The organism is Mesorhizobium loti (genome assembly GCF_013170705.1).
GTDB lineage: Bacteria > Pseudomonadota > Alphaproteobacteria > Rhizobiales > Rhizobiaceae > Mesorhizobium > Mesorhizobium loti_D.
Genome location: NZ_CP033334.1, coordinates 1,390,876 through 1,415,583 on the forward strand (window position 1 = coordinate 1,390,876; position 24,708 = coordinate 1,415,583).

A 24,708-nucleotide genomic window follows, 5' to 3' on the forward strand; every position below is an offset into this window, starting at 1 on the left:
TCCGGACGGAAAACCGCTTCACACTTTTCCTGGAATTGGATCAGAACGCCTGCCTGACCCAGGCCTCGTCGAACAGCAGCCGGTAGGCCCAAGGGATCGTCACCTCGGTGGAAACCGGGTTCGAGTGGGCGAGATAGTCGTCATAGATCGGCTTCATCCTGACATAGAAGGCGGGATCGAGCACCATCACGCCGTTCTCTGAATCGTGGAAGAAACTGCGGTTGTTGAGGTTGACCGAGGAGATGGCGACCAGCCTTTCGTCGATCATCATGATCTTGGAATGCAGCACCACGTCCGGCGCCTTGAACTCGCGTATGTCGATGCGGTCGCCATATTTCTCGACAAACAGCTTGTTGAGCGCGGTGAGGAACTTGCCGCCGATATCGCCCTTGAGATCGATGCGGCCGACAATGTCGATCTTGACGCCGCGGGCGAGTGCCCGGTCAAAGGCGCGGGCGAGGCTCGGCGTCAGATTGAGGTAGGGGTTGACGATCTGGATATGGTGCTGGGCGGCGTCGACCAGCTCGACGAAATAATCCTCCAGCGCATGGTCGTCCTCATAGGGCACGGAAATGAAATGCCGGGCGTTGCCCCGGGGGCGGCCATCGGCGCGAACCGGGACGGAGAAGGGGCGGGCCAGATTGGTGTCGGCATCGCGCAGCCATATCGTCGACAGATGCGCGGCGAGTGTCTCGACCGTCGGCCTGTCCGCGAACTCGATGTCGAAGTCGCTCCAGTTCGAATAGTAGTTCAGCGAAAAGCCGTCGGTCTTGCCGTATTGCTGCAGGTCCGGATAGCGCGACAGATCGATCGGCTGGTGGAACAGGAAGCCGTCATGGATGTTGCGGCCGCCTATGATGACGCGCGAGCGCGCGGGGTCCTGCGCCAGCGTCGCCAGCATCTTGATGTGATGGGTCTTGTGCAGTTGCGATATCTGCTCGTCGATCGGGGCGCCATGATCGGCGCGCCAGCGGTATTCCTGTAGCTGGACGTTGGGGAACTCAGCCGCCAGCCGGTGCAGCATGGCATCGTCCTTGTCGCGTTCCAGCACATCGGTGACCATGATGCGCACCTTGGTGCCAAGGGCCGCATGATGGCGGATCAACCGTTCGATGATGCGGCCGGAAAAGTCCGCCTTGAATTCAAGCGAGGACAGATAGATCAGCTTCAGCCTTGGCGCCCTGGAGAAATCGAGCGGCAGTTCCGGGTCGCCCTTGTCTATCGCCGCATCGGACAGCGGCGCGCCCATCAGCGCCTCGACCTTGGCGTTGAAGCCCTCGCGCGACTTGCGCAGCAGCCTGGGTGCGCCGATCGGCATGGCGCAGGTCTGCGACAGCCAGCGGCTGGCATAGAAGGCGCGCTCAAGCGCGTCGAGGCCGGCGCTGTCGGGAACCGGGCAACGCTGGTAGCGGCTGTCGAAGCTGGCGAGTGCTGGATCGGCGGTCTCTTCGCGCCGGATGGTAAGCGGAGCGCCCGCCGGGTCAAGGCTGGAGCGGATCCTCGCCGTGCAGCGGCTCAGGCTGTCGCCAGGAAACAGGCTGACCGCATCGTCCTCGCCCGACAGGCGAAAGCGGAATGCCGCGCCGGCGGTGATGGTGCGGGAGGCTCCAGCGGTCCGGATCGCCAATGCGCCGTCGCAGGTGCTCTCGATGTCGGCAGGCTGCTTGCCGGCCTGGCGCACAATGATTTCGGTGCTGCGTGCCTGCAGGCCGGAGAAATCGAAAGTCCTGGGTGCCGAGGCGCGCGCGGACGGATCGATGTAGAGCGTCTGCCGGGACATCCGCCAGCGTCCGGCGAAATGGCCTTCGCCGCTGCCGCCGCCGGCTGGCAGCAGATGCGCCTTGGCGACCGGTTCGGCCAGTTGCTGCAGCGTCGAATAGGTCGCCTGGAAATCGCGATTTTGGACATCGCGGCGGTTGCGCCCGAAAGGGCCGGTGCCGTTGGCGCGATCCATGGCGCCAAGCTGGTTGTGGGCGAGCAGTGCCAGGAACCGTCTTTCATAGTCGTTGGTGCCTGCATCGCCGAAAAACCGCGACGCTGCCACCTGTGGCCCGGGCGTGCTGGCCGACGGCGAGGGCGGTGTGCAGGTTTCCTGCCCAGGCAGGAGGTCGCAGGCATCGCGGCCTGCCTCGGCACAGCCGGCAAGAGCCGCCAATCCGAACAGGGCAAGGATGATGGGTATGCGGCGATTCAACCGGCGGCTCCGGTCTTCATGCCGTTCAACTGCGCCGGGTCGCGCGGCGGCATGAAGCCCTGCGGAAAAACCTTGCAGATGGGGATGGCGAAAGTCGCGATCAGCAATTCCGCCTCATCGCGCATCTTGCGGGGCGCCGTCTTGTCGTCGCGGATCGTCCTGGCCGAGGCGACGAGAGCGCCGTCGCAGTCGCAGTGATTGTGACGGGCGATGTAGCAGGCGTCATGGGTCCGGCACACCGCATCGAGGCGGTTGACCGGCCGGGCCGACAGATCGCCGGTGCGGGTACCGGGGCCGCAGTAATTGCCGATAACGAAAGGCGAGGGCCGGGCCATGACGTAGCGGATCGGTTTGGGCAATTGGGCTTCCGGCACCTTCGTCCATGGATTGGCGCAGGCCGAGACGAAAACCAGCGGCAGGATGGCAAGAACGGCTCGCATTTTTATCCGCGCCAGCTTTCTGAACGATGTTCCCCACCCGGTGGCCCTGCCTCGTGGCCGACGACCGCATGCCTGATGCCACACTGGTCGGTTTTATGGCAAGGAAAAGGCGGCGTGTTTCACCTTGCCGTGTTATTGTCGCGGCCGCATACCTGCCTTAGTCAAGGCGCAAATCACGTCGTGGTATCTTGCGAGCACCAGTGATGCGTATCGGCTTTCCGGCCATGGCTGTCGCGTTGCTGTTCTTTGTGTCGGCGGCCAATGCCGCCGACAAGACCGTCCATGACCACGACAACGGATTCTCGCTGACTTTTCCGGAGGAATGGACCAACGAGCCGCCTTCCGGCGAGACGATGCGGCTGAAGGTAAAGTCCGGCGACCAGGGCCTTACCTGCCGGGTATCGGTCGGCCGCTACGACCCGCAGGCGTCCGGCTCGCCGGCCGATCCCAAGGCATTCATGGAAACGGAATGGTCAGGGGAAGCCTGGCAGGAGATGGTCGGAGCCGCCTTCGACTCGGCCGTTTTCAGCAGCGACAAGTTGATACGGTTCCCGGATGGCTATCCGGCACGCATGGCCGACATGGATTTCCGGATCGACGACGGCAACGCCGGTTTCCCTGGCCACGCCAAGGTCGTGCTTTCGATCCGCGGCATGCACTTCGGCCTCGTGACGTGTGGGCTCACGGGCGACACTGTCGAGCAAACCAAGCAGAAATGGGCACCGCTGGCCGATGAGGCCGAACGGGTGGCGGGCTCGTTCATTCTCGATGGCCCCTGACGGCGATTCTGCGGCGGTCTATCGTTTCAGGGAAGCGCCGAGCCGCTGCAGATTTCTGCTTTGACGCAATTCCCTGGGGAAAGCGCTACGCGCTTTTGCCAGGGAAAGCCGCTTTCCTGGAATTGTTTCACTGGAAGAGGCTTCTTTCTCGCTCAACCGCCTTGGTGATGAAGCTGGCGACGATCTGGATGCGACGCAGCGGCCTGACCGATTCGTGATAGACCAGCCAATAGGCGCGGCGGATGGGCGCCACCACATCGACCGCCACCAGTTCCGGCATCGAACGCGCGACGAAGGTGTGCAGGATGCCGATCCCGGCGCCCGAGCGCACCGCTTCGGCCTGGCCGAGGGCGGAGGAAATGGCGAAGCTGGTGCGCCAGTCGGCGCTGAACTCGGCCGCGTAGTCGAGCGATGGGCTGACGATAAGATCCGGAACATAGCCGATGAGCGTGTGCTGGCCGAGTTCGGCCGCGGTCCTGGGCAGACCATTGGAATCGGCATAGGCCCGCGACGCAAACAGGCCGAGCGAATAGTCAACCAGCTTTCCGGCCACCAGCCGGCCCTCCGTCGGCCGCTCGACGGTGATGGCGATGTCGGCCTCGCGCCGGGACAGGGAGAAGGAACGCGGCACCGGCACGAGTTGGATCGTCAGTTCGCGATGCAGTGCGGTCAGTTCGCCGAGGCGCCTGGCCAGGAAGGCGACGCCGAAGCCGTCCGGTGCTCCGATGCGCACCGTGCCCGATACGTCGTCCTCGCCGGCAATGGTCGAGCGCGCGGCGATCATGTCGCCCTCCATGCGCTCGGCAATATCGAGGAAGCGCTCGCCGGCGGGCGTCAGTTCGCTGCCGGTGGTCAGGCGGCGAAACAGCTTTGTGCGTAGCGCGTCTTCGAGGGCGGCGATGCGCCGCGAGACGGTGGCGTGGTTGAGCTCCAGCCGCCTGGCGGCGCCAAGGATCTGGCCGGCGCGGGCGACGGCGAGGAAGATGCGGACGTCATCCCAGTTCATGGGAAGCCCTCAGGAGATGTCTTGCGGCCGCTATTTGCGAGAATTGATGCGCGGTCGTCAATCGATATCTAATTTTCGCACAACGGTTGCGTTCTCCCTCGCGTTGCCTTCGCCCCCGCAAAGGCGGACAATGCGGCATCACAAACCCAGGGAGAGAAATCATGATCGAATACGGTCATTTCATCGGCGGCAAGCGTGTCGCCGGCACCAGCGGCCGCAAGCAGGATGTCATGCAGCCGATGGACGGCTCCGTGCGCGGCACGGTGGCGCTGGCCTCGCAGGCGGAACTGCGCGCGGCGGTCGAGAATGCCAAGGCGGCGCAGCCGAAATGGGCCGCCACCAACCCGCAGCGTCGCGTGCGCGTGCTGATGAAATTCCTCGAACTGGTCGCCCGCGACTATGACGAACTGGCCGACATACTGGCGCGCGAGCACGGCAAGACGATCGCCGACGCCAAGGGTGACATCCAGCGCGGCCTTGAAGTGGTGGAGGTCTGCATCGGCGCGCCGCATATGATGAAGGGCGAGTTCACCGATGGCGCCGGCCCCGGCATCGATGTCTATTCGATGCGCCAGCCGCTCGGCGTCGTCGCCGGCATCACGCCGTTCAACTTCCCGGCGATGATCCCGCTGTGGAAGATCGCGCCTGCGATTGCATGCGGCAACGCCTTCATCCTGAAGCCGTCCGAGCGTGATCCGGGCGTGCCGATCCGCATCGCCGAATTGTTCCTCGAGGCTGGGCTGCCGGCAGGCATCCTCAACGTCGTCAACGGCGACAAGGAAGTCGTCGACGCCATCCTCGACGACCCCGACATCAAGGCCGTCGGCTTCGTCGGCTCGACGCCGATCGCGCATTACATCTATTCGCGCGGCACGGCCGCCGGCAAGCGCGTGCAGTGCTTCGGAGGCGCCAAGAACCACATGATCATCATGCCCGACGCCGACATGGACCAGACCGTCGACGCGCTGATCGGCGCCGGCTACGGCTCGGCCGGCGAACGCTGCATGGCGATCTCGGTGGCGGTTCCGGTCGGCAACGATACCGCCAACAGGCTGATGGAGAAGCTGGTTCCACGTGTCGAAAGCCTGAAGGTCGGCCCGTCGACGGATTCGGCCGCCGATTTCGGCCCGCTGGTGACGGCGCAGGCGCTGGAGCGCGTGAAGGGTTATGTCGACACCGGCGTCAAGGAAGGCGCCAAGCTGGTCGTCGACGGCCGCGGCTTCAAGATGCAGGGCTACGAGAACGGCTACTACATGGGCGGCTGCCTCTTCGACAACGTCACGGCAGACATGCGCATCTACAAGGAAGAGATCTTCGGGCCGGTGCTCTCGGTGGTGCGCGCCCCGACCTATGAGAGCGCGATCAAGCTCGCCAACGACCACGAAATGGGCAATGGCGTCGCCATCTTCACCCGCGACGGCGACGCCGCGCGTGACTTCGCAAGCCGTGTCCAGGTCGGCATGGTCGGCGTCAACGTGCCGATCCCGGTGCCGATCGCCTATTACACGTTCGGCGGCTGGAAGGCGTCGTCCTTCGGCGACCTCAACCAGCATGGCTCGGACGCCTTCCGCTTCTACACCAAGACCAAGACGGTGACCTCGCGCTGGCCGTCCGGTATCAAGGACGGCGCGGAATTCGTCATCCCGACGATGAACTAAGGTCTGATGTCTGTTTCACGATCAGGGCGCGGCTTTTGTCGCGCCCTTTTTGCATGACATCACACCGTTGGAATCGTGCCGCCATCGATGACGTATTCGGTGCCGTGGATCGCCGAGCCGCGGTCGGAGACGAGGAAAGCCACCAGTTCGGCGACCTCTTGCGGCCATGCCGGCCGGCCGATCGGGATGCCGCCCAGCGCATCCATGATGCCCTGGCGGGCGGTTGCCTCATCCGAACCCGAGTGGGATGCCAGCCGCTTCACCATGGCTTCCGATGCGCTGGTGTGGATCCAGCCCGGGGCCACGCTGTTGACCCGGATGCCTTTCGGGCCAAGTTCCTTGGACAACGCCTTGCTGTAGGTTGAAAGGGCTGCCTTGGCCGCCGCATAGGCGATGGTGGATTCGTGCAGCGGCAGGCGGCGCTGGATCGACGATATGTGAATGATCACGCCCGCGCCTTGCTCGATCATGCCGGGAATCAGCAAGCGATCGAGCCGCACCGCCGCGAGCAGATTGAGGCTGAGCTCGTCCTGCCAGAGCTGATCGGTCAATCCGGCAAATCCGCCGCCGGGGCTCTTCGAACCGCCGACGCTGTGCACGATGATGTCGATGCCACCAAGCTGCTTCATTATAGCCGCGGCCACTGTCTCGGTACCCGCCAAGGTACTCACATCGGCCTGCACGAACAGCTTCTGCGATGATGCTTCGGTCGCTGAGCGGGCAGTGGTAAGAACGATCGCGCCTGCCGCCGAAAGCCTGCGCACGATGGCTTCGCCGGCGCCCTTGGTGCCGCCGGTGACCAGAACGCGCTTCCCGGCAAATTCCCGGTCGTCGAACGCAAATTTCTGGACGATGGTCATGCGCCGATCTCCAGCCGCGCGATCCGGTCGCCGGCCAGCGTGAAGACATAGTGGAGCGTCGCAGGGCTGCCTGGGAAATTGCCTGAGACGATGCCGGCGATCCGCCATGCATCGCCACGGACCGTCGCGTCGGCGACCTCGACGGTCACCCGGTATTTGCGTGTCGTCTCCTCCATCCAGCCGCGGATGGCGGCCGGACCCCGATGGGTTTCGCCTTCGTCCTTGACCGTGGCGTCGGACGCGAAGGGCGCCAGCATGGCATCGATGTCATGCCTGTTCTTGGCGGCGAAATAGTTGGCCAGCGGCTGCGGAAGGTTTGCGGTCATGGTGTCGTCTCCGGTGCGGGTTGCCGCCGCTGGCGGAGGCTGGCGGCGCTTGTCCGGCTTCTAAAATGAGATATGCTGGTGAAATGACAAGAACCGACGAAAAAGTAAGGTACTTACCCGAAAGTAAGGTTGGGCCCGAAAGCAAGGTTGTGACCGAAAGCAAGTCCGAGACGCTGACGCCGTTGTCGGCGGCGAGCGGCGTCGAGAATGTGCTGCGTATCCTCGAGGGCCGCTGGAAGCTGGTGATCCTGTTTCACCTGTTCGGCGGCAAGGTGCTGCGCTTTTCCGACCTCGAACGGGCTATCCCGGCGATCTCGCAGAAAATGCTGATCCAGCAGTTGCGACAGATGGAGAGCGACGGCATCGTGCGCCGTATCGTGCACCACCAGGTGCCGCCAAAGGTCGAGTACTGCCTGACCGATTGGGGCCAGGCCCTGTGCCCGGCCCTCGACGCCTTGTTGAAATGGGCGGCACTCCGCGACCCTGCGGAAGCTTGACGCAGGTCGCCGGCCTGCAATGCGCCGCGAGCTCCGAAATGACGCTTGTTTTCGGATCGGGACCTCACCATATCGATTCCAGGGAATGATAAAGGTCCCTGACGACAGACCGGAAACCAGAAGGAGTGACGTGATGAAGACGTCGAATCCGGCCTGGAGCGTTCCGGTGAATTGAGGCTGCCCCATGTGCCTCCCTTTGCCGGAACGCCAAGGCGAAGGAGGTGCCAAATGGCACACGAATTTTCATTTCGATGGATCAGGATAGCCGTGATCGGCGCCGCGCTGGCGCTGTCGACGCTGTCGGCGCAGGCGCAGTTTATCTGCGGCGGCCACAGCGACCTCGTCGCGGGACTGGCGCGGGCCTTTCAACAGAAGCAGATCGGCTACGGTGTTGTCGGCCAGGCCGCCATTGTCGAGATCTATGTTTCGGCGAGCGGGACCTGGTCCATGCTGGTGACCGATGTGAACGGCCGAAGCTGTATCTTCGCGACCGGTGATGGATGGGAGAATACCGCCATGGCCGCCGCGCAAGGGATCTGATCGCCGTTCAGCGCGTCGCCGCCGTCTCGGCATGGCCGCGCAGCAGAGCCATGAGCCGCTTGGCATCCTTGGCCGCGGCCTCCTCGTCGCCGTCCAGGATCGAGCGGATCAGCGCGACGTGATGCTCGGCTGACTCGGCCAGGCCCGTATCCGCCTTGTAGCGGAACCAGAAGCGGCGGCTGTGGGTCTGCAGGGGCGCGGCCAGGCGGGCGGCGAACGGATTGTCGGCGGCCAGCGCCAGGGCTTCGTCGAGCGCCTTGTCGGCCTGGACGAAGGCAAGCACATTGCCTGATATGACCGCCTTCTGCATGGCCAGCGCCGCCTCGTGAAACAGGTCGGCGGCCTCGCGGGTGACGAAGCGTGCGGCCGAGCGGGCAAGCACCACCTCGACGCCGCGCCGGGCGTCGAGAACGCGTAACCAGTCGCCGGGATGCAGCGGTGCGATCGCGATGCCGGCGCGTGGCCTGACGTCGAGCAGCCCTTCCCAGGCCAGCCGCTGGATCGCTTCGCGCACCGGCGTGCGGCCGAGCGCCAGCCTTTCGATGAGCGCGCCCTCGGTGACGAAGCTGGCAGGCGCCAGCTCGAGCGTGACGATCATATGCTCGAGCACGCGGTAGGCCTTTGTCGCGGCCGGCTCGGATGTTGATCCTGGTTCGATGGATATCAAAGGCGGTCTCCTGATATATCTAGAATATATCATAATGGATTCCGCATTGACAGCGGCTTTCTTAATAGATATACGACTGATATATCAGATGGAGAGATAGCTATGTGGACCGGAGTTTTCCCCGCAGTCACGACCAAGTTCACCGCCGACGATCGGCTCGATCACGCCGAGATGGAGCGCTGCTTCAACCTGCAGATGGAGGCCGGCTGCGATGGCATCATCGTCTGCGGCTCGCTCGGCGAAGGGCCGATGCTGTCGCATGACGAGAAGATCGAGGTGCTGAAGACCGCGCAGAAAGTCGCCGGCAAGAAGCCGGTGCTGCTGACGGTCAACGAGGCGGGTACACGCGAGGCGGCCAGCATCGCCAAGCGCGCCGCCAAGGAAGGCGCAAACGGCCTGATGGTGGTGCCGAGCCCGATCTACCATACCAATGCGGAAGAGACGGTCGCGGCGCTGCGCGCCGTCGCCGAAGCTGGCGACCTGCCGGTCATGATCTATTCCAATCGCCTTGCCTACCGTGTCGACGTTACCGTCGATCAGATGGAGGAGCTGGCATCCGACAAGCGCTTCGTCGCCATCAAGGAATCCTCCGACGACATCCGCCGCTCGACCGAGATCATCAACCGCCTGGGCAGCCGTTACGACCTGTTCACCGGTGTCGACAATCTGGCTTTCGAGGCACTGTCGGTCGGCGCCATCGGCTGGGTGGCCGGCCTGGTCACCGCGTTCCCGCGCGAGACCGTCGCCATCTATCAGCTCATGAAGCAGGGCCGCCGCGAGGAGGCACTCGCCATCTACCGCTGGTTCCGGCCGCTGCTCGACCTCGACGTCTCGACCTATCTGGTGCAGAACATCAAGCTCGCGGAAGTCTTCGCCATCCACACCAATGACCGTGTGCGCATGCCGCGCCAGCCCCTGTCGGGCGAGCGCCGCAAGGCGGTCGAGAAGATCATCAAGGACGCTCTGGCGGTTCGTCCGAAGCTGCCGCGGTTCTGAGGGCTTTCTTCTCCTGTTCACCGGGGGAAGATGGTCGCGGTCAGGGGAGAGGCAGCATCGACGTGCAGGGAAATTCCAAATCTTCAGACGAGGCGCCCCGCCCCTCATCGCCCCTTCGGGCGCCTTCTCCCCGTGAGCGGGGGGAAGCGGAAGACATCGCCATCATTGGCGGCGGCATCATCGGCATCTGCGCGGCGGCCTTCCTTGCCGAGGCAGGGCGAAACGTAACGGTCTTCGACCGCACCGGGATCTGCGAGGAAACGAGTTCCGGCAATGCCGCCGCCTTTGCCTTCTCCGACGTGCTGCCGCTGGCGCACAAGGGCATGATCAAGAATCTGCCGAAATGGCTGGCCGATCCGCTCGGCCCGCTCAGCATTCCACCCGCCTACCTGCCGAAGCTGCTGCCTTGGCTGATCCGCTTCTGGCGCGCCGGCGCACCGGCGAAATACGAGGCCAGCCTCGCCGCCCAGGCCGGCATGATGAAGCTCGCCGAAGCGGAATGGATGGGCCTGCTCGACCGTTCCGGTACAAGGCGCATGCTGCGCGAGGATGGTTCGCTCGAATTCTATGAAAGCGAGGCCGAGTTCCGCGCCTCGCTGCCGGGCTGGGCGGCGCGCGAACGTTTCGGCATCGGCTTCCGCCATGTCGAGGGCGAAAGTCTGGCGGATCTGCAGCCGGGCCTTTCACCGCGCTTCATCAAGGGCACCTTCGTGCCGGGCTGGAAGACGGTCGCCGATCCAAAGTTGCTCGGCAAGGCGATATGGGCCTACGCCGAGGCCAGGGGTGCCCGTTTTGAAATGGCGCGCATCGACCGCGTGGCGACGGACCAGGATGGCGCGACACTGACACTGGCCGACGGCACGAGCCGGCAAGCCAGGCAGCTCGTCGTCGCCGCCGGCGCCTGGTCGCATCTCTTGGCACGGCAGCTCGGCGACCGCATCCCGCTGGAGACCGAGCGCGGCTACAACACGACCTTGCCGCGGAACGCCTTCGACGTGAGGCGGCAACTGATCTTCTCGGGCCATGGCTTCGTCATCACGCCGCTCGAAACGGGCCTGCGCGTCGGCGGCGCGGTCGAACTCGGCGGTATCGAGCGGCCGCCCAATTTCAACCGGTCGAAAGCGCTGTTGCGGAAGGCGCAGCAATTCCTGCCGGGGCTCAACCCGTCCGGCGGCCGCGAATGGATGGGGTTCCGGCCCTCACTGCCGGATTCGGTGCCTGTCATCGGCAAGGCGGCGGGAGGCCGGTCGGTTGTCTATGCCTTCGGCCACGGCCATCTCGGCCTGACCCAGGCGGCGGCGACCGGGCGGTTGATCCGGGAGCTCGTCCTGGGGCAGACTCCGCCGGTTGATCTGGCCCCTTTCAGCCCACAACGGTTTTGATTTTCGAGGAGCGACATGGCCAAGAAATCCTTCTTCTGCATCGACGGCCACACTTGCGGCAATCCGGTGCGGCTGGTCGCGGGCGGCGGCCCGCTGCTCGCCGGCTCGACCATGATGGAAAGGCGCGCGCACTTCCTCGCCGAATATGACTGGATCCGCACCGGCCTGATGTTCGAGCCGCGCGGCCATGACGTGATGTCGGGTTCGATCCTCTATCCGCCGACGCGCGAGGATTGCGACATCGCGATCCTGTTCATCGAAACCTCCGGCTGCCTGCCGATGTGCGGCCACGGCACCATAGGCACGGTGACGATGGCGATCGAACACGGGCTGATCAAGCCGAAGACGCCAGGTGTGCTGAGGCTCGACACGCCTGCCGGCCTGGTCATCGCCGAATACAAACAGGTCGGCGAATATGTCGAAGAGGTGCGCATCACCAACGTACCGTCGTTCCTCCATGCCGAAGGCCTGACGGTCGAATGTCCCGGGCTCGGCGAGATCACCGTCGATGTCGCCTATGGCGGCAATTTCTACGCCATCGTGGAGCCGCAGAAGAACTTTCGCGACATGGCGGACTATTCGGCCGGCGACCTTATCGCCTGGAGCCCGGTGGTGCGGCAACGGCTCAACGAGAAATACACCTTCGTGCATCCGGAAAACCCCGGCATCAACCGGCTCTCGCATATGCTGTGGACGGGCGAGCCGACGGTGGAAGGGGCCGATGCCCGCAATGCCGTCTTCTACGGCGACAAGGCGATCGACCGCTCACCGTGCGGCACCGGCACCTCGGCGCGCATGGCGCAACTTCATGCCAAGGGCAAGCTGAAGGCCGGCGATGCCTTCGTGCATGAATCGATCATCGGTTCGCTGTTCAAGGGCAAGGTCGAAAAGGAGGTCACAGTGGCCGGCAAGCCGGCAATCATTCCCTCGATCGGAGGCTGGGCACGGATGACTGGACTGAACACGATCTTCATCGACGACCGCGATCCGTTCGCGCATGGTTTTGTTGTCAAGTAGGAGGAATCCTGCCCTTGCGGAAAGGTGTGTGGCAAAAGAACGAACGCTGTCAGAAACGCAACGATTCGTCCCATCACCTAATTTTGACGGCGGTTTCTTCGAAACGGAGCGCATTATACGTCTGAATCATCAAGGACATTGCGTTATGCCAATGATAGGGTCCGCGATAGTCCAGGGTCGGGTGCAAAGAATGGGCGGTCGGAACGACGTGAATCGGAAACACGCGGGGCGATCAAAAAAATCACGTTGCAATCCGGGCTCGAAACTTTACGACTAGGGGAAATACCAAAAGGAATGCGTCTGCATGGGCGACATTCCAGGGGAGCCATGTACACATGCAGTACTTTGTCCAGCAGCTTATCAACGGGCTGACGCTGGGATCGATCTATGGGCTGATCGCGATCGGCTACACGATGGTCTACGGCATCATCGGCATGATCAATTTCGCCCATGGCGACATTTTCATGGTGGGCGCCTTCACGGCGCTGATCGTCTTCCTCATCCTCGGCGCGCTGTTTTATTCAGTGCCCGTGGTCGTCGCGCTGCTGGTCATGATGATCGTGGCGATGCTGCTCACCAGCCTCTATAACTGGACGATCGAGAAGGTGGCCTACCGGCCGCTGCGCGGTTCGTTCCGGCTGGCGCCGCTGATCACCGCCATCGGCATGTCGATCGCCCTGTCAAACTTCGTCCAGGTCACGCAAGGCCCGCGCAACAAGCCGATCCCGCCGATGGTCAGCCAGGTCTACAACATCAACGGCGTCAGCGTGTCGCTCAAGCAGATCATCATCGTCGTCGTCACGGCGCTGCTTCTGGTGCTGTTCTGGTACCTGGTCAACAGGACCTCGCTCGGGCGCGCCCAGCGCGCCTGCGAGCAGGACCGCAAGATGGCCGCGCTGCTCGGCATCGACGTCGACCGCACGATCTCGATCACCTTCATCATGGGCGCGGCCCTTGCCGCCGTCGCCGGCACGCTGTTCCTGATGTATTACGGCGTCATCGCCTTCTCCGACGGCTTCGTCCCGGGGGTGAAGGCATTCACCGCGGCGGTGCTTGGCGGCATCGGCTCGCTTCCCGGTGCCGTGCTCGGCGGGTTGCTGATCGGCTTCATCGAGAGCATGTGGTCGGCCTATTTCTCGATCGACTACAAGGACGTGGCGGCGTTCTCGATCCTGGCCATCGTGCTGATCTTCCTGCCTTCCGGCATATTGGGCCGGCCAGAAGTCGAAAAGGTCTGAGACCATGGCCGTGACCGTTTCTCCCGACCGCGACACCGTCGCCAACCCCGTGCCGCGCGCATTGCGCGAGGCCTTCTATGCCGGCGCCATCGCGCTTGGCCTGTTCGTGCTGTTCATCGGACTCAGAACCGACCAGAACATGTCCAACGAACTGGTCGTAGTGCAGCGCTGGGGCCTGCTCGCCGCCGTGGTCATCGCGACCGCGGTCGGACGCTTCCTATATGTCGCCTATGGCCAACCCTTCATGGCCAACCAGAAGATCGCCAACGTAGCCACCGGCCTGTTGCCGGCCAGCGTGGCGTCGCGTTTCTTCACGCTGCCGGCCTTCATCGGGGCCATCGTCGCGGCGGTGCTGTTGTTCGTGTTCAACAGCTCGCTCGCCGGATGGGTGGGAGCGGAACCAGCGGGCTACCTGCAATTCCTGCGCGCCCTGGCGGTCATCTATGCGCTGGCCTGCGTGATCTACTACTTCCGTGGCTTCATCCATGCCAACTTCACCAAGCTCGGCATTGCCGCGCTGGTGCTCTATCCGATTCTTGTCGTCGCCGTGCTGTCGCTTATGTCGTGGTCTGTCGCCACCGGGCTGCAGGGCTCACTGAAATGGGTCGACAATTTCGGCATCCAGATCCTGATCTATGTGATGCTGGCCTGGGGACTGAACATCGTCGTCGGCCTCGCCGGCCTGCTCGACCTCGGCTACGTCGCCTTCTACGCGGTCGGCGCCTATGCCTATGCGCTGCTCGCCACGCATTTCGGCCTGTCGTTCTGGATTCTGCTGCCGGCCGCGGGCGCCATGGCGGCGCTGTGGGGGGTATTGCTCGGGTTCCCGGTGCTGCGCCTGCGCGGCGACTACCTGGCGATCGTGACGCTGGCCTTCGGTGAGATCATCCGCCTGGTGCTGATCAACTGGCGCGACGTCACCAACGGCTCGGCCGGCATCTCCGGCATTCCGAAAGTCACCTTCTTCGGCCTGATGACCTTCAACGTTTCGGACCCCAACTACATCGCCAAGGTTCTGCACCTCGCGACCTCGAGCGCCTACTACAAGATTTTTCTCTACTACCTCATCCTGGCGCTGGCGCTGCTCACCGCCTTCGTCACGATCCGGCTGCGGCGCATGCCTGTCGGCCGTGCCTGGGAAGCGCTGCGCGAGGACGAGATCGCCTGCCGCTCGCTCGGCATCAACACGACGACGACCAAGCTGACGGCGTTTGCCACCGGCGCCATGTTCGGCGGGTTCGCCGGCTCGTTCTTCGCCGCGCGGCAAGGTTTCGTCAGCCCCGAATCCTTCGTCTTCCTGGAATCGGCAATCATCCTGGCCATCGTCGTGCTCGGCGGCATGGGGTCGCTGGTCGGCATCGCGGTCGCCGCGATGGTGATGATCGGCGGCACCGAGGCGCTGCGCGAACTCGACTTCCTCAAGCAGGTCTTCGGGCCTGATTTCACCCCGGAACTCTACCGCATGCTTCTGTTCGGCATGGCCATGGTCATCGTCATGCTGTGGAAGCCGCGCGGCTTCGTCGGCAGTCGTGAACCAACCGCCTTCCTCAAGGAACGAAGAGCTGTCTCAAGCTCCTTCACCAAGGAGGGCCACGGCTGATGAATGCGACCACGCAAATGAAAGAAGCCATCCTGCAGGTCGATCATCTGTCGATGAAGTTCGGCGGCCTGGTCGCCATCGGCGACCTGTCCTTCACCGCCAGGCGCGGCGAGATCACGGCGCTGATCGGCCCCAACGGCGCCGGCAAGACCACCGTGTTCAACTGCATCACCGGCTTCTACAAGCCGTCGGAAGGCATGATCACGCTCAACCGTGCCGACGGTTCGAGCTATTTGCTCGAACGTTTGCCCAACCATGAGATCCCGGCGCGCGCCAAGGTGGCGCGTACCTTCCAGAACATCCGCCTGTTCTCGGGCATGACGCTGCTGGAGAACCTTCTGGTCGCCCAGCACAACAAGCTGATGAAGGCATCGGGCTATACCATTCTGGGCCTGTTCGGCTTCAGCGGCTACCGCAAGGCCTCGGCCGAATCGGTGGACCTGGCCAGGCACTGGCTCGAGAAGGCCGATCTCGTCGACCGGGCCGACGATCCGGCCGGCGACCTGCCATATGGCGCGCAGCGGCGTCTCGAAATCGCGCGTGCCATGTGCACCGGGCCCGAGCTTCTGTGCCTCGACGAGCCGGCGGCCGGCCTCAATCCGAAGGAATCGGCTGCACTCAATGAACTCCTGATGGACATCAAGCATACGACCGGCACCTCGATCCTCCTGATCGAGCACGACATGTCGGTGGTCATGCAGATTTCCGACCACGTCGTGGTGCTTGAATACGGCCGCAAGATCTCCGACGGCAATCCGCAGTCGGTGCGCACCGACCCGCGCGTCATCGCCGCCTATCTCGGCGTTGACGACGAGGAGGTCGAGACCGTGCTGACCGAGGTCGGCGACGAGGACGTCATCGAGCAGCTCGACATTGGACCGGATGCCGCGCATGGCCCGGGGACATCGTCGTCCTACCTGGCAGGACCGGTGACCGACACCGTCGGACACAGCGACGGCGAGCGCGTCACTGTGTCGAAGGGCGCCTCGAAGGCGGCGCAGGTCGATGCCCGCGCGGCCACCGTGGCGAGCAAACCGGTCGGGACACCATCAAGGCCGGCCGCGAAGGCCGGAGCGACGAAGGCCGCACCGAAGAAAACCGCCGCCAAGGCGCCCGCGGCAAAGGCTGAAGGCATTTCGAACCGCCTTGCCGCCCCTCGCGGCGGCAAGGCGGACAATCTGACCCGCATCAAGGGCATCGGCACGGTCAACGAGAAGAAGCTCAACGAACACGGCATCTTCCACTTCGACCAGATCGGCGCCTGGAAGAAGGCCGATGTCGAGGCGGCCGAAGCCTATCTCGCCTTCGACGGGCGCATAGCGCGCGAGGAGTGGGTCAAGCAGGCCAAGCTGCTCGGTCAGGGCAAGGATACGGAATTCTCGCGCCGTGTCGACGCGGGCAAGGTGGCGACCAGCCATGCTTCGGCAAAGAGTGCCAGTGCGGCTTCGAAGACCGCAAATGCGGCTTCGGGGAAGGCGGCGGCCAAACCTGTGTCGAGCAAGCGTGGAGGGGGCAAATAATGGCCGGGACAAGGCTGCTCGATATCAAGGGCGTTGAGACCTACTACGGCAACATCCGGGCGCTGAACGGCGTCGATGTCTCCGTCAATGAGGGCGAGATCGTGGCGCTGATCGGCGCCAACGGCGCCGGCAAGTCGACGCTGATGATGACCATCTTTGGGGCTCCGCGCGCCCGCACGGGCACCATCACCTTCGCCGGCACGGACATCACCCAGATGCCGACGCACGAAATCGCGCGCATGCGCATCGCGCAATCACCCGAAGGCCGGCGCATCTTCCCGCGCATGACGGTGATGGAAAACCTGCAAATGGGCGCCAGCCTCGACAACCTCAAGCACTATGACGAGGACGTCGAGAAGGTGTTCACGTTGTTCCCGCGGCTGAAGGAGCGCATCGCCCAGCGCGGCGGCACGCTGTCGGGCGGCGAGCAGCAAATGCTGTCGATCGGACGCGCGCTGATGGCGCGGCCGAAACTGCTTCTGCTCGACGAGCCGTCGCTGGGGCTGGCGCCGCTGATCGTCAAGCAGATATTCGATGCCATCCGCGAATTGAACCGCACCCAAGGGCTGACCGTGTTCCTCGTCGAGCAGAACGCCTTCGGCGCGCTGAAGCTCGCCACGCGCGGCTATGTCATGGTCAACGGCAATGTGACGATGAGCGGCACAGGCAAGGAACTGCTCGCCAATCCGGAAGTGCGCGCCGCCTATCTCGAAGGCGGACATCACTGAGTTTCAGGAGTCCTCACCATGCAAGGCATTCTCTATGAGGAACCGTCGATCTGGCAGTTCTTCTTCGTCACCTGCCTGCTCGGCGGCTGGGCAGCCTGGATGACCGGCAAGGCCAGCGCCCAGACATGGCGCAGCTTCATCCAGCTGTTCGCTTATGTGCTCGGGCTCGGCATCGGCATCCGCTTCATCCACCATGCGCTGTTCAACGGCACGATGTTCTCGCTGCATTACTATATCGTCGACACCATCGTACTGATGATACTGGGCTTCGTCGGCTATCAATACACACGAACCAACCAGATGGTCACACAGTATAATTGGCTCTACGAAAGAGCCTCAATCTTGAGCTGGAAACCGAAAGGTTGAGGCTCATCAATAACGCCGCGTCAGGGATGAATCGGCGTGACAAGTGCCTGAAAATCGGCAAACTATGCTTTCTGCGATAAGGGTGGGCATCGCATGAAAGCTTCATCCACGCCCACTCCGTTAATGGGAGCGTTTAAATGAAAAAGTCACTTTTGTCCGCCGTTGCCCTGACCGCGCTGGTCGCGTTCAGCGGCAATGCGTGGGCTGATGTCCTGTTCGGCGTCGCCGGTCCGATCACCGGTCCGAACGCGGCCTTCGGCGCACAGCTGCAGAAGGGCGCCGAAGCGGCCGTCGCCGCAATCAATGCCAAGGGCGGCATCAATGGCGAGCAGATCAAGCTCGAAGTCGGCGACGACGTCTCCGATCCGAAGCAGGGTATCTCGGTCGCCAACAAGTTCGTCGGCGACGGCGTCAAGTTCGTGGTCGGCCACTTCAACTCGGGCGTCTCGATCCCGGCCTCGGAAGTCTACGCTGAAAACAACATCGTCGAAGTCACGCCGGCCGCGACCAATCCGAAGTTCACCGAGCGTGGCCTGTGGAACGTGTTCCGTACCTGCGGACGCGACGACCAGCAGGGCGGCATCGCCGGCGCCTATATCGCCGCGAATTTCAAGGATGCCAAGGTCGCCGTCGTGCACGACAAGACGCCTTACGGCCAGGGCCTCGCCGACGAAACCAAGAAGGCGATGAATGCCGCCGGCGTCAAGGAAGTGATGTATGAAGGCGTCAATGTCGGCGACAAGGACTTCTCGGCGCTCATCGCCAAGATGAAGGAAGCCGGCGTTACCCTGATCTACTGGGGTGGCCTGCACACCGAAGCCGGCCTGATCATCCGCCAGTCCGCGGACCAGGGCCTCAAGGCCACGCTGATGTCGGGTGACGGCATCGTCACCGACGAACTTGCCGCGATCGCGGGCGACGCCGTCGCCGGCACGCTCAACACGTTCGGCCCCGACCCGCGCCTGATCCCGGCCAACAAGGAACTCGTCGAGAAGTTCCGTGCGCAGGGCTTCGAGCCTGAAGCCTACACGCTCTACGCCTATGCCGCCGTGCAGGCGATCGCCGAGGCTGCCACCAACGCCAAGTCGAACGACCCGCAGGCTGTTGCCAAGGCACTGCATGAAAACGGACCGTACCCGACCGTTCTGGGCGATCTTGCCTATGACGCCAAGGGCGACCCGAAGCTGCCGGGCTACATCATGTACGAGTGGAAGAAGAAGGACGACGGAAAGTATTCCTGGTTCCCGAAATAAGCTGCTCCAGCAGTCTGATATCCATGATGCCCGGCGCGTTGCGCCGGGCATTTTCTTTGGCGCTCCGCAGCGGCCGATGACCTTCTTCTTGGCCGGGCCAGAGCGCATCCAGGATTGGAATTGTCGCCCTTGTTCCGCCGGTTCGGGCCAAGGCGTGCGAGTGTTGGCCGGATAATTGATTTAAATCGGTTTAAATCAGCATTGATTTTGTTTGCACTGCAGCATTTTCACGCTAATCATTGCACCGATTTCCCGTCCCTTCCGCTACTGGAGCCCAGTCCTTGGCAATCACGAAGATCCTCGTCGCCAACCGGTCAGAAATCGCCATCCGCGTCTTTCGCGCGGCCAACGAACTGGGCCTCAAAACCGTGGCGATCTGGGCCGAGGAAGACAAATATTCGCTGCACCGCTTCAAGGCCGACGAAAGCTACCAGGTCGGGCGCGGCCCGCATCTCAACAAGGACATGGGGCCGATCGAGAGTTATCTGTCGATCGAGGAAGTGATCCGCGTCGCCAGGCTTTCAGGCGCCGATGCCATTCACCCGGGCTACGGGCTGCTGTCCGAAAGCCCCGAATTCGCCGAAGCCTGCGCGCAAGCCGGCATCACCTTCATCGGCCCGAAGCCGGACACGATGCGCCGCCTTGGCAACAAGGTCGCGGCGCGCAACCTCGCCATCGAGGTCGGCGTGCCGGTGATCCCAGCCACGGATCCGTTGCCGGACGATATGGAGGCGGTCAAGAAACTGGCCAAGGAGATCGGCTATCCGGTGATGCTGAAGGCCTCGTGGGGCGGCGGTGGACGCGGCATGCGCGCCATCCGGTCCGAGGCCGATCTCGCCCGCGAAGTCACGGAAGGCAAGCGCGAGGCCAAGGCCGCCTTCGGCAAGGACGAGGTCTATCTCGAAAAGCTGATCGAACGCGCCCGCCATGTCGAGGTGCAGGTGCTTGGCGACACGCACGGCAATGTCGTGCACCTGTTCGAGCGCGACTGCTCGATCCAGCGCCGCAACCAGAAGGTCGTCGAACGGGCGCCCGCTCCCTATCTCGAAATGTTGCAGCGCGAGGAGCTTTGCGGCCATGCGCTGAAGATCGCGCGCGAAACCAGCTATATCGGTGCCGGCACGGTCGAGTTCCTGCAGGATGCCGATACCGGAAAATTCTATTTCATCGAGGTCAATCCGCGCATCCAGGTCGAGCATACCGTCACCGAGCAGGTGACCGGCATCGACATCGTCAAGGCGCAGATACACATCCTCGACGGCTTCGCCATCGGCACACCGCAATCGGGCGTGCCGGCGCAGAGGGACATCAGGCTGAATGGCCATGCCCTGCAGTGCCGCATCACCACCGAGGATCCCGAGCACAATTTCATTCCGGACTATGGCCGCATCACCGCCTATCGCGGTGCCACCGGCTTCGGCATCCGCCTCGATGGCGGCACCGCCTATTCAGGCGCGGTCATCACCCGCTTCTACGATCCGCTGCTGGAGAAGGTGACGGCGTGGGCGCCAACACCGGCCGAGACGATTGCCCGCATGAACCGCGCGCTGCGCGAATTCCGCATCCGCGGCGTCGCCACCAACCTCACCTTCCTCGAAGCGATCATCAACCACCCGAGCTTCGCGGACAATTCCTATACGACCAAGTTCATCGACACGACACCGGAGCTTTTCCAGCAGGTCAAGCGCCAGGACCGCGCGACCAAGCTGCTCAACTACCTGGCCGATGTCAGCGTCAATGGCCATCCCGAGACGCGGGGCCGGCCGATGCCGAAGGCCGATGCGGCCGCACCGGTCGTACCTTACCTCAACGGCAATGTGCCCGCTGGTAGCAAGCAGAAGCTCGACGTGCTCGGGCCGGAGAAATTCGCCGCCTGGATGCGCGAACAGAAAGAGGTGCTGGTCACCGACACGACGATGCGTGACGGCCACCAGTCGCTGCTGGCCACGCGCGTGCGCACACACGACATCGCCGGCATCGCCGGCACCTATGCGCGCGCCCTGCCGCAGCTTCTGTCGCTCGAATGCTGGGGCGGTGCGACCTTCGACGTCGCCATGCGCTTCCTCACCGAGGATCCGTGGGAGCGGCTCTCGCTGGTGCGCGAGGCGGCCCCCAACCTTTTGCTGCAGATGCTGCTGCGCGGCGCCAACGGTGTCGGCTACACCAACTATCCCGACAATGTCGTGCAGCATTTCGTCAAGCAGGCGGCGAGCGGCGGTATCGACCTGTTCCGCGTCTTCGATTGCCTGAACTGGGTCGAGAATATGCGCGTCGCCATGGACGCCGTCGGCGCCGAGGGCAAGCTGATCGAAGCGGCGATGTGCTACACCGGCGACATTCTCGACCCGGCGCGGGCCAAGTACGACCTGAAATATTATGTCGGGCTGGCGAGCGAACTGCAGGCCGCCGGCGCCCACATCATCGCTGTCAAGGACATGGCCGGACTGCTGAAGCCGGCGGCGGCGCGCGTGCTGTTCAAGGCGCTGCGCGAGGCCACCGACCTGCCGATCCATTTCCATACCCATGACACGTCGGGCCTGTCGGCGGCGACCGTGCTGGCGGCGGTGGAGAGCGGCGTCGACGCCATCGACGCGGCGATGGATGCCTTCTCCGGCAACACATCGCAGCCTTGCCTGGGGTCGATCGTCGAGGCGCTGAAGGGCACCGAGCGTGACCCGGGCCTCGATCCGCAATGGATCCGCAAGATCTCGTTCTACTGGGAAGCGGTGCGCAACCAGTATGCCGCCTTCGAAAGCGACCTGAAAGGGCCGGCTTCGGAAGTCTACCTGCACGAAATGCCGGGCGGACAGTTCACCAACCTCAAGGAACAGGCGCGTTCGCTCGGACTGGAGACACGCTGGCACGAGGTGGCGCAGACCTATCATGACGTCAACCTGATGTTCGGCGACATCGTCAAGGTGACGCCGTCGTCCAAGGTCGTCGGCGACATGGCGCTGATGATGGTGAGCCAGGACCTGACTGTCGCCGATGTCGAGAATCCGGCCAGGGATATCGCCTTCCCGGACTCGGTCGTCTCGATGCTGCGCGGCGATCTCGGCCAGTCGCCGGGGGGCTGGCCGGCGGCGCTGCAGAAGAAGGCGCTGAAGGGCGACAAGCCGATCACGGCGCGGCCCGGATCGCTGCTCAAGCCGGCCGACCTCAAGGCCAGCCGCAAGGAAATCGAGGAGAAGCTGGAGCGCAAGCTGTCGGAATACGAGTTCGCCTCGTGGCTCATGTATCCGAAGGTCTTTACCGACTTTGCCGGCGCGCAAGAGACCTACGGCCCGGTCAGCGTCCTGCCGACGCCGACCTATTTCTACGGCATGAAATCCGAAGACGAGATCTTCATCGACATCGAGAAAGGCAAGACGCTGGTCGTGCGTTGCCTCGCCATCGGCGATGTCGACGAGAAGGGCATGGTCACCGTGTTCTTCGAACTCAACGGCCAGCCGCGTCGCGTGAAGGTGCCTGACCGGGCGCATGGCGCTTCCGCCGCCAAGGCCCGCCGCAAGGCCGAGCCGGGCAACGAGGCGCATGTCGGCGCACCGATGCCGGGCGTGGTCTCCGCCCTTTCCGTCACGACCGGCCAGGCGGTGAAGGCGGGTGACGTGCTGCTCTCCATCGAAGCCATGAAGATGGAGACGGCTCTGCACGCCGAGCGCGACGGTACCATCGCCGAGGTGCTGGTCAAGGCCGGCGACCAGATCGATGCCAAGGATCTGCTGATCGTCTTCAACTGAAGGCTCGCGAAAGCGCGGGCAGGCTGTCGGCTTCTGTCGGCAGCCCTGGCGAGCTGTTCGATAACGGCTTGACCCGCCGCCCCCGGTCGGGCATCGAACCGCTGAAATTCGCTGCCGGCAACTTTGCGAGTCGCGGCGCAGAAACAATCCTTGGAGAAGAACATGGCCGACGATATCACCGAGACCAGCCAGACTGTTGCCGCCGGCCAGCTGCGTGCCCTCATCGAGCGCATCGAGCGGCTCGAGGAAGAAAAGAAGACGATCGCCGACGACATCAAAGAGGTGTTCGCCGAGGCCAAGGGCACCGGCTTCGACACCAAGGCGATACGCACCATCATCCGTCTGCGCAAGAAGGACCAGGCCGAACGCCAGGAAGAGGACGCCATCCTCGATCTGTACATGGCCGCGCTCGGCATGGAGTAGGACCAGAGCGTTCTCCGTTTCACGCAAACGGCGAACTGCCTATCTCTTTGTCGACGCAATTCCCAGGGGAAACCGTTTCACACGTTTCCTGGAATTGCTTTGGCCGCCCGGAGCCCGATGCGCCTGCAGGAGATCTGGTTTGAACCATGAGCGAATTCGACTTCGGCGGCCGCCGCGCCTCGGAATTCCGCCATCGCGGCTTCTGGACGCTGTTCGCTGAGCGGCATCCGGAAGAAAGAGCCCGGCTGGCACGGCGCGGGCCCTGGTTCTGGCAGCGCGGGTTGCCCGACTTCGCCCTGGTCATTTCCATGTATGTCGCCGGCGCAGAACCATGTCGGCGTCTTCTTCGGCCGCAACGAGAAGTTCGGCGCGACGCACAGCTGGTCACGGCTGAAGCCGTTCCAACCGGCGATCGAAGCCAGGCTGAAGCTCCGGCCGGAACAAAGCTGCGAGGGCCTCGGCATCAATTCGATGTGGCGGGTCAATTGCTTTGCCGAGGATAACTGGCCGGCGATGACCGACTGGCTGGTGACCGAATGCTCGCGTGTCGAGCGCGCCGTCGCCGAAGTGCTCGGGCAGGGGTAGGGCGCCGGTGTCCCAGGACGGCGTCAGGTCCTTCTTCCGCTCGCGTTGGCTTGGCCAGGTGCCGATCGACCGGCTGTTCTGGCGCGACATGCTGATGGTCGGGACGGGGATCAGCATTTCATCGTCCGCGGCAGCGCTGATCCTGCTGGGGCTGAAGATGCCGCTCGGCCTCGTGCTGGCGGTGCATTTCGCACCGGTGCCCTACAACATCTTTCTCACCATCGCGGTCTGGCGGACGGCCGAGACATCAGGCGCCAAGGCATTGTTGATGATGCTGGGCTCGGCGCTCTGGCTGATCGCGACGGTTGTCGTCTGAGGCGATAGTCAGTTGAGCGCGTACGAAAAGGGCGGCCGAAGCCGCCCTTGCCGAAAGCTGCAGGATATCGTTCAGGCCGCGGGCTCGAAGGTCAGCGCCACGCCGTTGATGCAGTAGCGCAGGCCGGTCGGCGGCGGGCCGTCCTCGAAGACATGGCCGAGATGGCTGCCGCAGCGAGCACAGTGGCATTCGGTGCGGACCATGCCGTAGCTGCGGTCGACCGTGGTCTCGATCGAACCCGGTACCGGGTCGTTGAAACTCGGCCAGCCGGTGCCGCTTTCGAACTTCAGCTTGGATTCGAACAGCGGCTGGTCGCATCCGACGCAGAAGAAGGTGCCGGCGCGCTTCTCGTGGAGAAGGGCACAGCTTCCGGGACGCTCGGTGCCGTGGTTGCGCATGACCGCATACTGCTCCGGCGTCAACCGGGCGCGCCATTCGGCATCGGTGCGGGTGACAGGGTAGGTGTGGGTGTCCATTTGATCTCCTCAGCCTTGGCGGCTCGTTATTGGTTGCAGCTCATATCCGCATCAACATAGGCATTTGTTACAGGTTCGCCCAGCGGCGGACTTTCGACAAG

23 protein-coding genes and 1 pseudogene are annotated in these 24,708 nt (G+C 63.6%); 17 read left to right on the forward strand and 7 right to left on the reverse strand.

All coding sequences use genetic code 11. The features are described 5' to 3' along the window. Positions 1 to 40: 40 nt before the first annotated feature. Both EB815_RS06710 and EB815_RS06715 read right to left on the reverse strand, forming a co-directional pair. Positions 41 to 2,194 (reverse strand): phospholipase D-like domain-containing protein, encoded by a 2,154-nt coding sequence (locus tag EB815_RS06710; RefSeq protein ID WP_065005503.1) that lies wholly within the window; start codon positions 2,192 to 2,194, stop codon positions 41 to 43. Beyond that, positions 2,191 to 2,634 carry a hypothetical protein gene (locus tag EB815_RS06715; protein WP_056575264.1) on the reverse strand — a complete coding sequence of 148 codons (444 nt, stop codon included), beginning with the start codon at positions 2,632 to 2,634 and terminating at the stop codon, positions 2,191 to 2,193. The genes EB815_RS06710 and EB815_RS06715 overlap by 4 nt, the downstream gene beginning before the upstream one ends. Positions 2,635 to 2,837: 203 nt before the next feature. On the opposite strand from EB815_RS06715, the gene EB815_RS06720 reads away from it, so the two are divergent. Continuing rightward, positions 2,838 to 3,413 (forward strand): hypothetical protein, encoded by a 576-nt coding sequence (locus EB815_RS06720; RefSeq protein WP_056575267.1) that lies wholly within the window; start codon positions 2,838 to 2,840, stop codon positions 3,411 to 3,413. Positions 3,414 to 3,540: 127 nt separating this feature from the next. Here the strand turns inward: EB815_RS06720 and EB815_RS06725 are convergent, their stop codons facing one another. After that, the gene (locus EB815_RS06725; protein ID WP_056575270.1) at positions 3,541 to 4,419 is read right to left on the reverse strand and encodes a LysR family transcriptional regulator; all 879 of its coding nucleotides are present in this window, start codon (positions 4,417 to 4,419) and stop codon (positions 3,541 to 3,543) included. Between the two features lie 161 nt (positions 4,420 to 4,580). On the opposite strand from EB815_RS06725, the gene EB815_RS06730 reads away from it, so the two are divergent. Beyond that, complete coding sequence (locus tag EB815_RS06730; RefSeq protein ID WP_056575272.1) at positions 4,581 to 6,077, forward strand: CoA-acylating methylmalonate-semialdehyde dehydrogenase; 1,497 nt, start codon at positions 4,581 to 4,583, stop codon at positions 6,075 to 6,077. A 59-nt stretch (positions 6,078 to 6,136) separates the two neighbouring features. On the opposite strand, the gene EB815_RS06735 is transcribed toward EB815_RS06730, so the two are convergent. Both EB815_RS06735 and EB815_RS06740 read right to left on the reverse strand, forming a co-directional pair. Then, positions 6,137 to 6,937, reverse strand: coding sequence for an SDR family oxidoreductase (locus EB815_RS06735; protein ID WP_065005504.1), 801 nt, complete (start codon positions 6,935 to 6,937; stop codon positions 6,137 to 6,139). Next, positions 6,934 to 7,263: a nuclear transport factor 2 family protein gene (locus EB815_RS06740; RefSeq protein WP_056575278.1), complete on the reverse strand. Its 330-nt coding sequence runs from the start codon at positions 7,261 to 7,263 to the stop codon at positions 6,934 to 6,936. Before EB815_RS06740 ends, EB815_RS06735 begins: the two co-directional genes overlap by 4 nt. 173 nt (positions 7,264 to 7,436) lie before the next feature. Here EB815_RS06740 and EB815_RS06745 point away from each other — a divergent pair, with 173 nt between their 5' ends. Then, positions 7,437 to 7,760 carry a winged helix-turn-helix transcriptional regulator gene (locus EB815_RS06745; protein ID WP_056576460.1) on the forward strand — a complete coding sequence of 108 codons (324 nt, stop codon included), beginning with the start codon at positions 7,437 to 7,439 and terminating at the stop codon, positions 7,758 to 7,760. A 267-nt stretch (positions 7,761 to 8,027) separates the two neighbouring features. Next, a complete protein-coding gene (locus EB815_RS06750) occupies positions 8,028 to 8,300 on the forward strand; it encodes a hypothetical protein (RefSeq protein WP_081295016.1) in 273 nt (90 codons plus the stop codon). 7 nt (positions 8,301 to 8,307) lie between these two features. Here the strand turns inward: EB815_RS06750 and EB815_RS06755 are convergent, their stop codons facing one another. Further along, a complete protein-coding gene (locus EB815_RS06755) occupies positions 8,308 to 9,000 on the reverse strand; it encodes a GntR family transcriptional regulator (RefSeq protein ID WP_056575285.1) in 693 nt (230 codons plus the stop codon). A gap of 69 nt (positions 9,001 to 9,069) precedes the next feature. Between EB815_RS06755 and EB815_RS06760 the strand changes: the two genes are divergently transcribed. The 13 genes and pseudogenes from EB815_RS06760 to EB815_RS06820 all read left to right on the forward strand — a co-directional run bounded on the left by EB815_RS06760 (position 9,070) and on the right by EB815_RS06820 (position 24,131). Beyond that, complete coding sequence (locus EB815_RS06760; RefSeq protein ID WP_065005505.1) at positions 9,070 to 9,963, forward strand: dihydrodipicolinate synthase family protein; 894 nt, start codon at positions 9,070 to 9,072, stop codon at positions 9,961 to 9,963. A 62-nt stretch (positions 9,964 to 10,025) separates the two neighbouring features. Continuing rightward, positions 10,026 to 11,345, forward strand: coding sequence for an NAD(P)/FAD-dependent oxidoreductase (locus EB815_RS06765; RefSeq protein ID WP_065005506.1), 1,320 nt, complete (start codon positions 10,026 to 10,028; stop codon positions 11,343 to 11,345). A 15-nt stretch (positions 11,346 to 11,360) separates the two neighbouring features. Next, on the forward strand, positions 11,361 to 12,362 hold the full coding sequence (locus EB815_RS06770; protein ID WP_056575294.1) for a 4-hydroxyproline epimerase: 1,002 nt from the start codon (positions 11,361 to 11,363) through the stop codon (positions 12,360 to 12,362). Between the two features lie 335 nt (positions 12,363 to 12,697). After that, positions 12,698 to 13,600, forward strand: coding sequence for a branched-chain amino acid ABC transporter permease (locus EB815_RS06775; RefSeq protein WP_056575296.1), 903 nt, complete (start codon positions 12,698 to 12,700; stop codon positions 13,598 to 13,600). Between the two features lie 4 nt (positions 13,601 to 13,604). Then, entirely contained in the window at positions 13,605 to 15,200 is a 1,596-nt protein-coding gene (livM, locus tag EB815_RS06780) for a high-affinity branched-chain amino acid ABC transporter permease LivM (protein WP_056575299.1), read from the forward strand. Next, positions 15,200 to 16,720, forward strand: a complete 1,521-nt coding sequence (locus tag EB815_RS06785) for an ATP-binding cassette domain-containing protein (protein WP_056575302.1) — start codon at positions 15,200 to 15,202, stop codon at positions 16,718 to 16,720. Before livM ends, EB815_RS06785 begins: the two co-directional genes overlap by 1 nt. After that, a complete protein-coding gene (locus tag EB815_RS06790) occupies positions 16,720 to 17,448 on the forward strand; it encodes an ABC transporter ATP-binding protein (protein ID WP_056575304.1) in 729 nt (242 codons plus the stop codon). The genes EB815_RS06785 and EB815_RS06790 overlap by 1 nt, the downstream gene beginning before the upstream one ends. An 18-nt stretch (positions 17,449 to 17,466) precedes the next feature. Next, a complete protein-coding gene (locus EB815_RS06795) occupies positions 17,467 to 17,814 on the forward strand; it encodes a DUF6867 family protein (RefSeq protein WP_056575307.1) in 348 nt (115 codons plus the stop codon). Positions 17,815 to 17,951: 137 nt separating this feature from the next. Further along, positions 17,952 to 19,067, forward strand: a complete 1,116-nt coding sequence (locus EB815_RS06800) for a branched-chain amino acid ABC transporter substrate-binding protein (RefSeq protein WP_056575311.1) — start codon at positions 17,952 to 17,954, stop codon at positions 19,065 to 19,067. Positions 19,068 to 19,348: 281 nt separating this feature from the next. Continuing rightward, complete coding sequence (pyc, locus tag EB815_RS06805) at positions 19,349 to 22,807, forward strand: pyruvate carboxylase (protein ID WP_056575314.1); 3,459 nt, start codon at positions 19,349 to 19,351, stop codon at positions 22,805 to 22,807. 162 nt (positions 22,808 to 22,969) lie between these two features. Next, a complete protein-coding gene (locus EB815_RS06810; protein WP_027053014.1) occupies positions 22,970 to 23,230 on the forward strand; it encodes a DUF2312 domain-containing protein in 261 nt (86 codons plus the stop codon). A gap of 146 nt (positions 23,231 to 23,376) precedes the next feature. After that, positions 23,377 to 23,815 (forward strand): annotated as a pseudogene (locus EB815_RS34115) (hypothetical protein). A gap of 7 nt (positions 23,816 to 23,822) precedes the next feature. After that, positions 23,823 to 24,131, forward strand: a complete 309-nt coding sequence (locus EB815_RS06820; protein ID WP_056575317.1) for a hypothetical protein — start codon at positions 23,823 to 23,825, stop codon at positions 24,129 to 24,131. Between the two features lie 71 nt (positions 24,132 to 24,202). On the opposite strand, the gene msrB is transcribed toward EB815_RS06820, so the two are convergent. Next, complete coding sequence (gene msrB / locus EB815_RS06825) at positions 24,203 to 24,607, reverse strand: peptide-methionine (R)-S-oxide reductase MsrB (RefSeq protein ID WP_056575320.1); 405 nt, start codon at positions 24,605 to 24,607, stop codon at positions 24,203 to 24,205. Between the last annotated feature and the right edge of the window lie 101 nt (positions 24,608 to 24,708).

Bases quoted from the DNA above. Each gene is read 5' to 3' on its own strand.
- EB815_RS06790 (WP_056575304.1), top strand. From the start codon at position 16,720: ATGGCCGGGACAAGGCTGCTCGATATCAAGGGCGTTGAGACCTACTAC.
- EB815_RS06735 (WP_065005504.1), bottom strand. From the start codon at position 6,937: ATGACCATCGTCCAGAAATTTGCGTTCGACGACCGGGAATTTGCCGGG.
- EB815_RS06800 (WP_056575311.1), top strand. From the start codon at position 17,952: ATGAAAAAGTCACTTTTGTCCGCCGTTGCCCTGACCGCGCTGGTCGCG.
- EB815_RS06775 (WP_056575296.1), top strand. From the start codon at position 12,698: ATGCAGTACTTTGTCCAGCAGCTTATCAACGGGCTGACGCTGGGATCG.
- EB815_RS06755 (WP_056575285.1), bottom strand. From the start codon at position 9,000: ATGATATATTCTAGATATATCAGGAGACCGCCTTTGATATCCATCGAA.
- EB815_RS06730 (WP_056575272.1), top strand. From the start codon at position 4,581: ATGATCGAATACGGTCATTTCATCGGCGGCAAGCGTGTCGCCGGCACC.
- EB815_RS06785 (WP_056575302.1), top strand. From the start codon at position 15,200: ATGAATGCGACCACGCAAATGAAAGAAGCCATCCTGCAGGTCGATCAT.
- EB815_RS06740 (WP_056575278.1), bottom strand. From the start codon at position 7,263: ATGACCGCAAACCTTCCGCAGCCGCTGGCCAACTATTTCGCCGCCAAG.
- EB815_RS06760 (WP_065005505.1), top strand. From the start codon at position 9,070: ATGTGGACCGGAGTTTTCCCCGCAGTCACGACCAAGTTCACCGCCGAC.
- livM (WP_056575299.1), top strand. From the start codon at position 13,605: ATGGCCGTGACCGTTTCTCCCGACCGCGACACCGTCGCCAACCCCGTG.
- EB815_RS06770 (WP_056575294.1), top strand. From the start codon at position 11,361: ATGGCCAAGAAATCCTTCTTCTGCATCGACGGCCACACTTGCGGCAAT.
- msrB (WP_056575320.1), bottom strand. From the start codon at position 24,607: ATGGACACCCACACCTACCCTGTCACCCGCACCGATGCCGAATGGCGC.
- EB815_RS06715 (WP_056575264.1), bottom strand. From the start codon at position 2,634: ATGCGAGCCGTTCTTGCCATCCTGCCGCTGGTTTTCGTCTCGGCCTGC.
- EB815_RS06725 (WP_056575270.1), bottom strand. From the start codon at position 4,419: ATGAACTGGGATGACGTCCGCATCTTCCTCGCCGTCGCCCGCGCCGGC.
- EB815_RS06795 (WP_056575307.1), top strand. From the start codon at position 17,467: ATGCAAGGCATTCTCTATGAGGAACCGTCGATCTGGCAGTTCTTCTTC.
- EB815_RS06720 (WP_056575267.1), top strand. From the start codon at position 2,838: ATGCGTATCGGCTTTCCGGCCATGGCTGTCGCGTTGCTGTTCTTTGTG.
- EB815_RS06810 (WP_027053014.1), top strand. From the start codon at position 22,970: ATGGCCGACGATATCACCGAGACCAGCCAGACTGTTGCCGCCGGCCAG.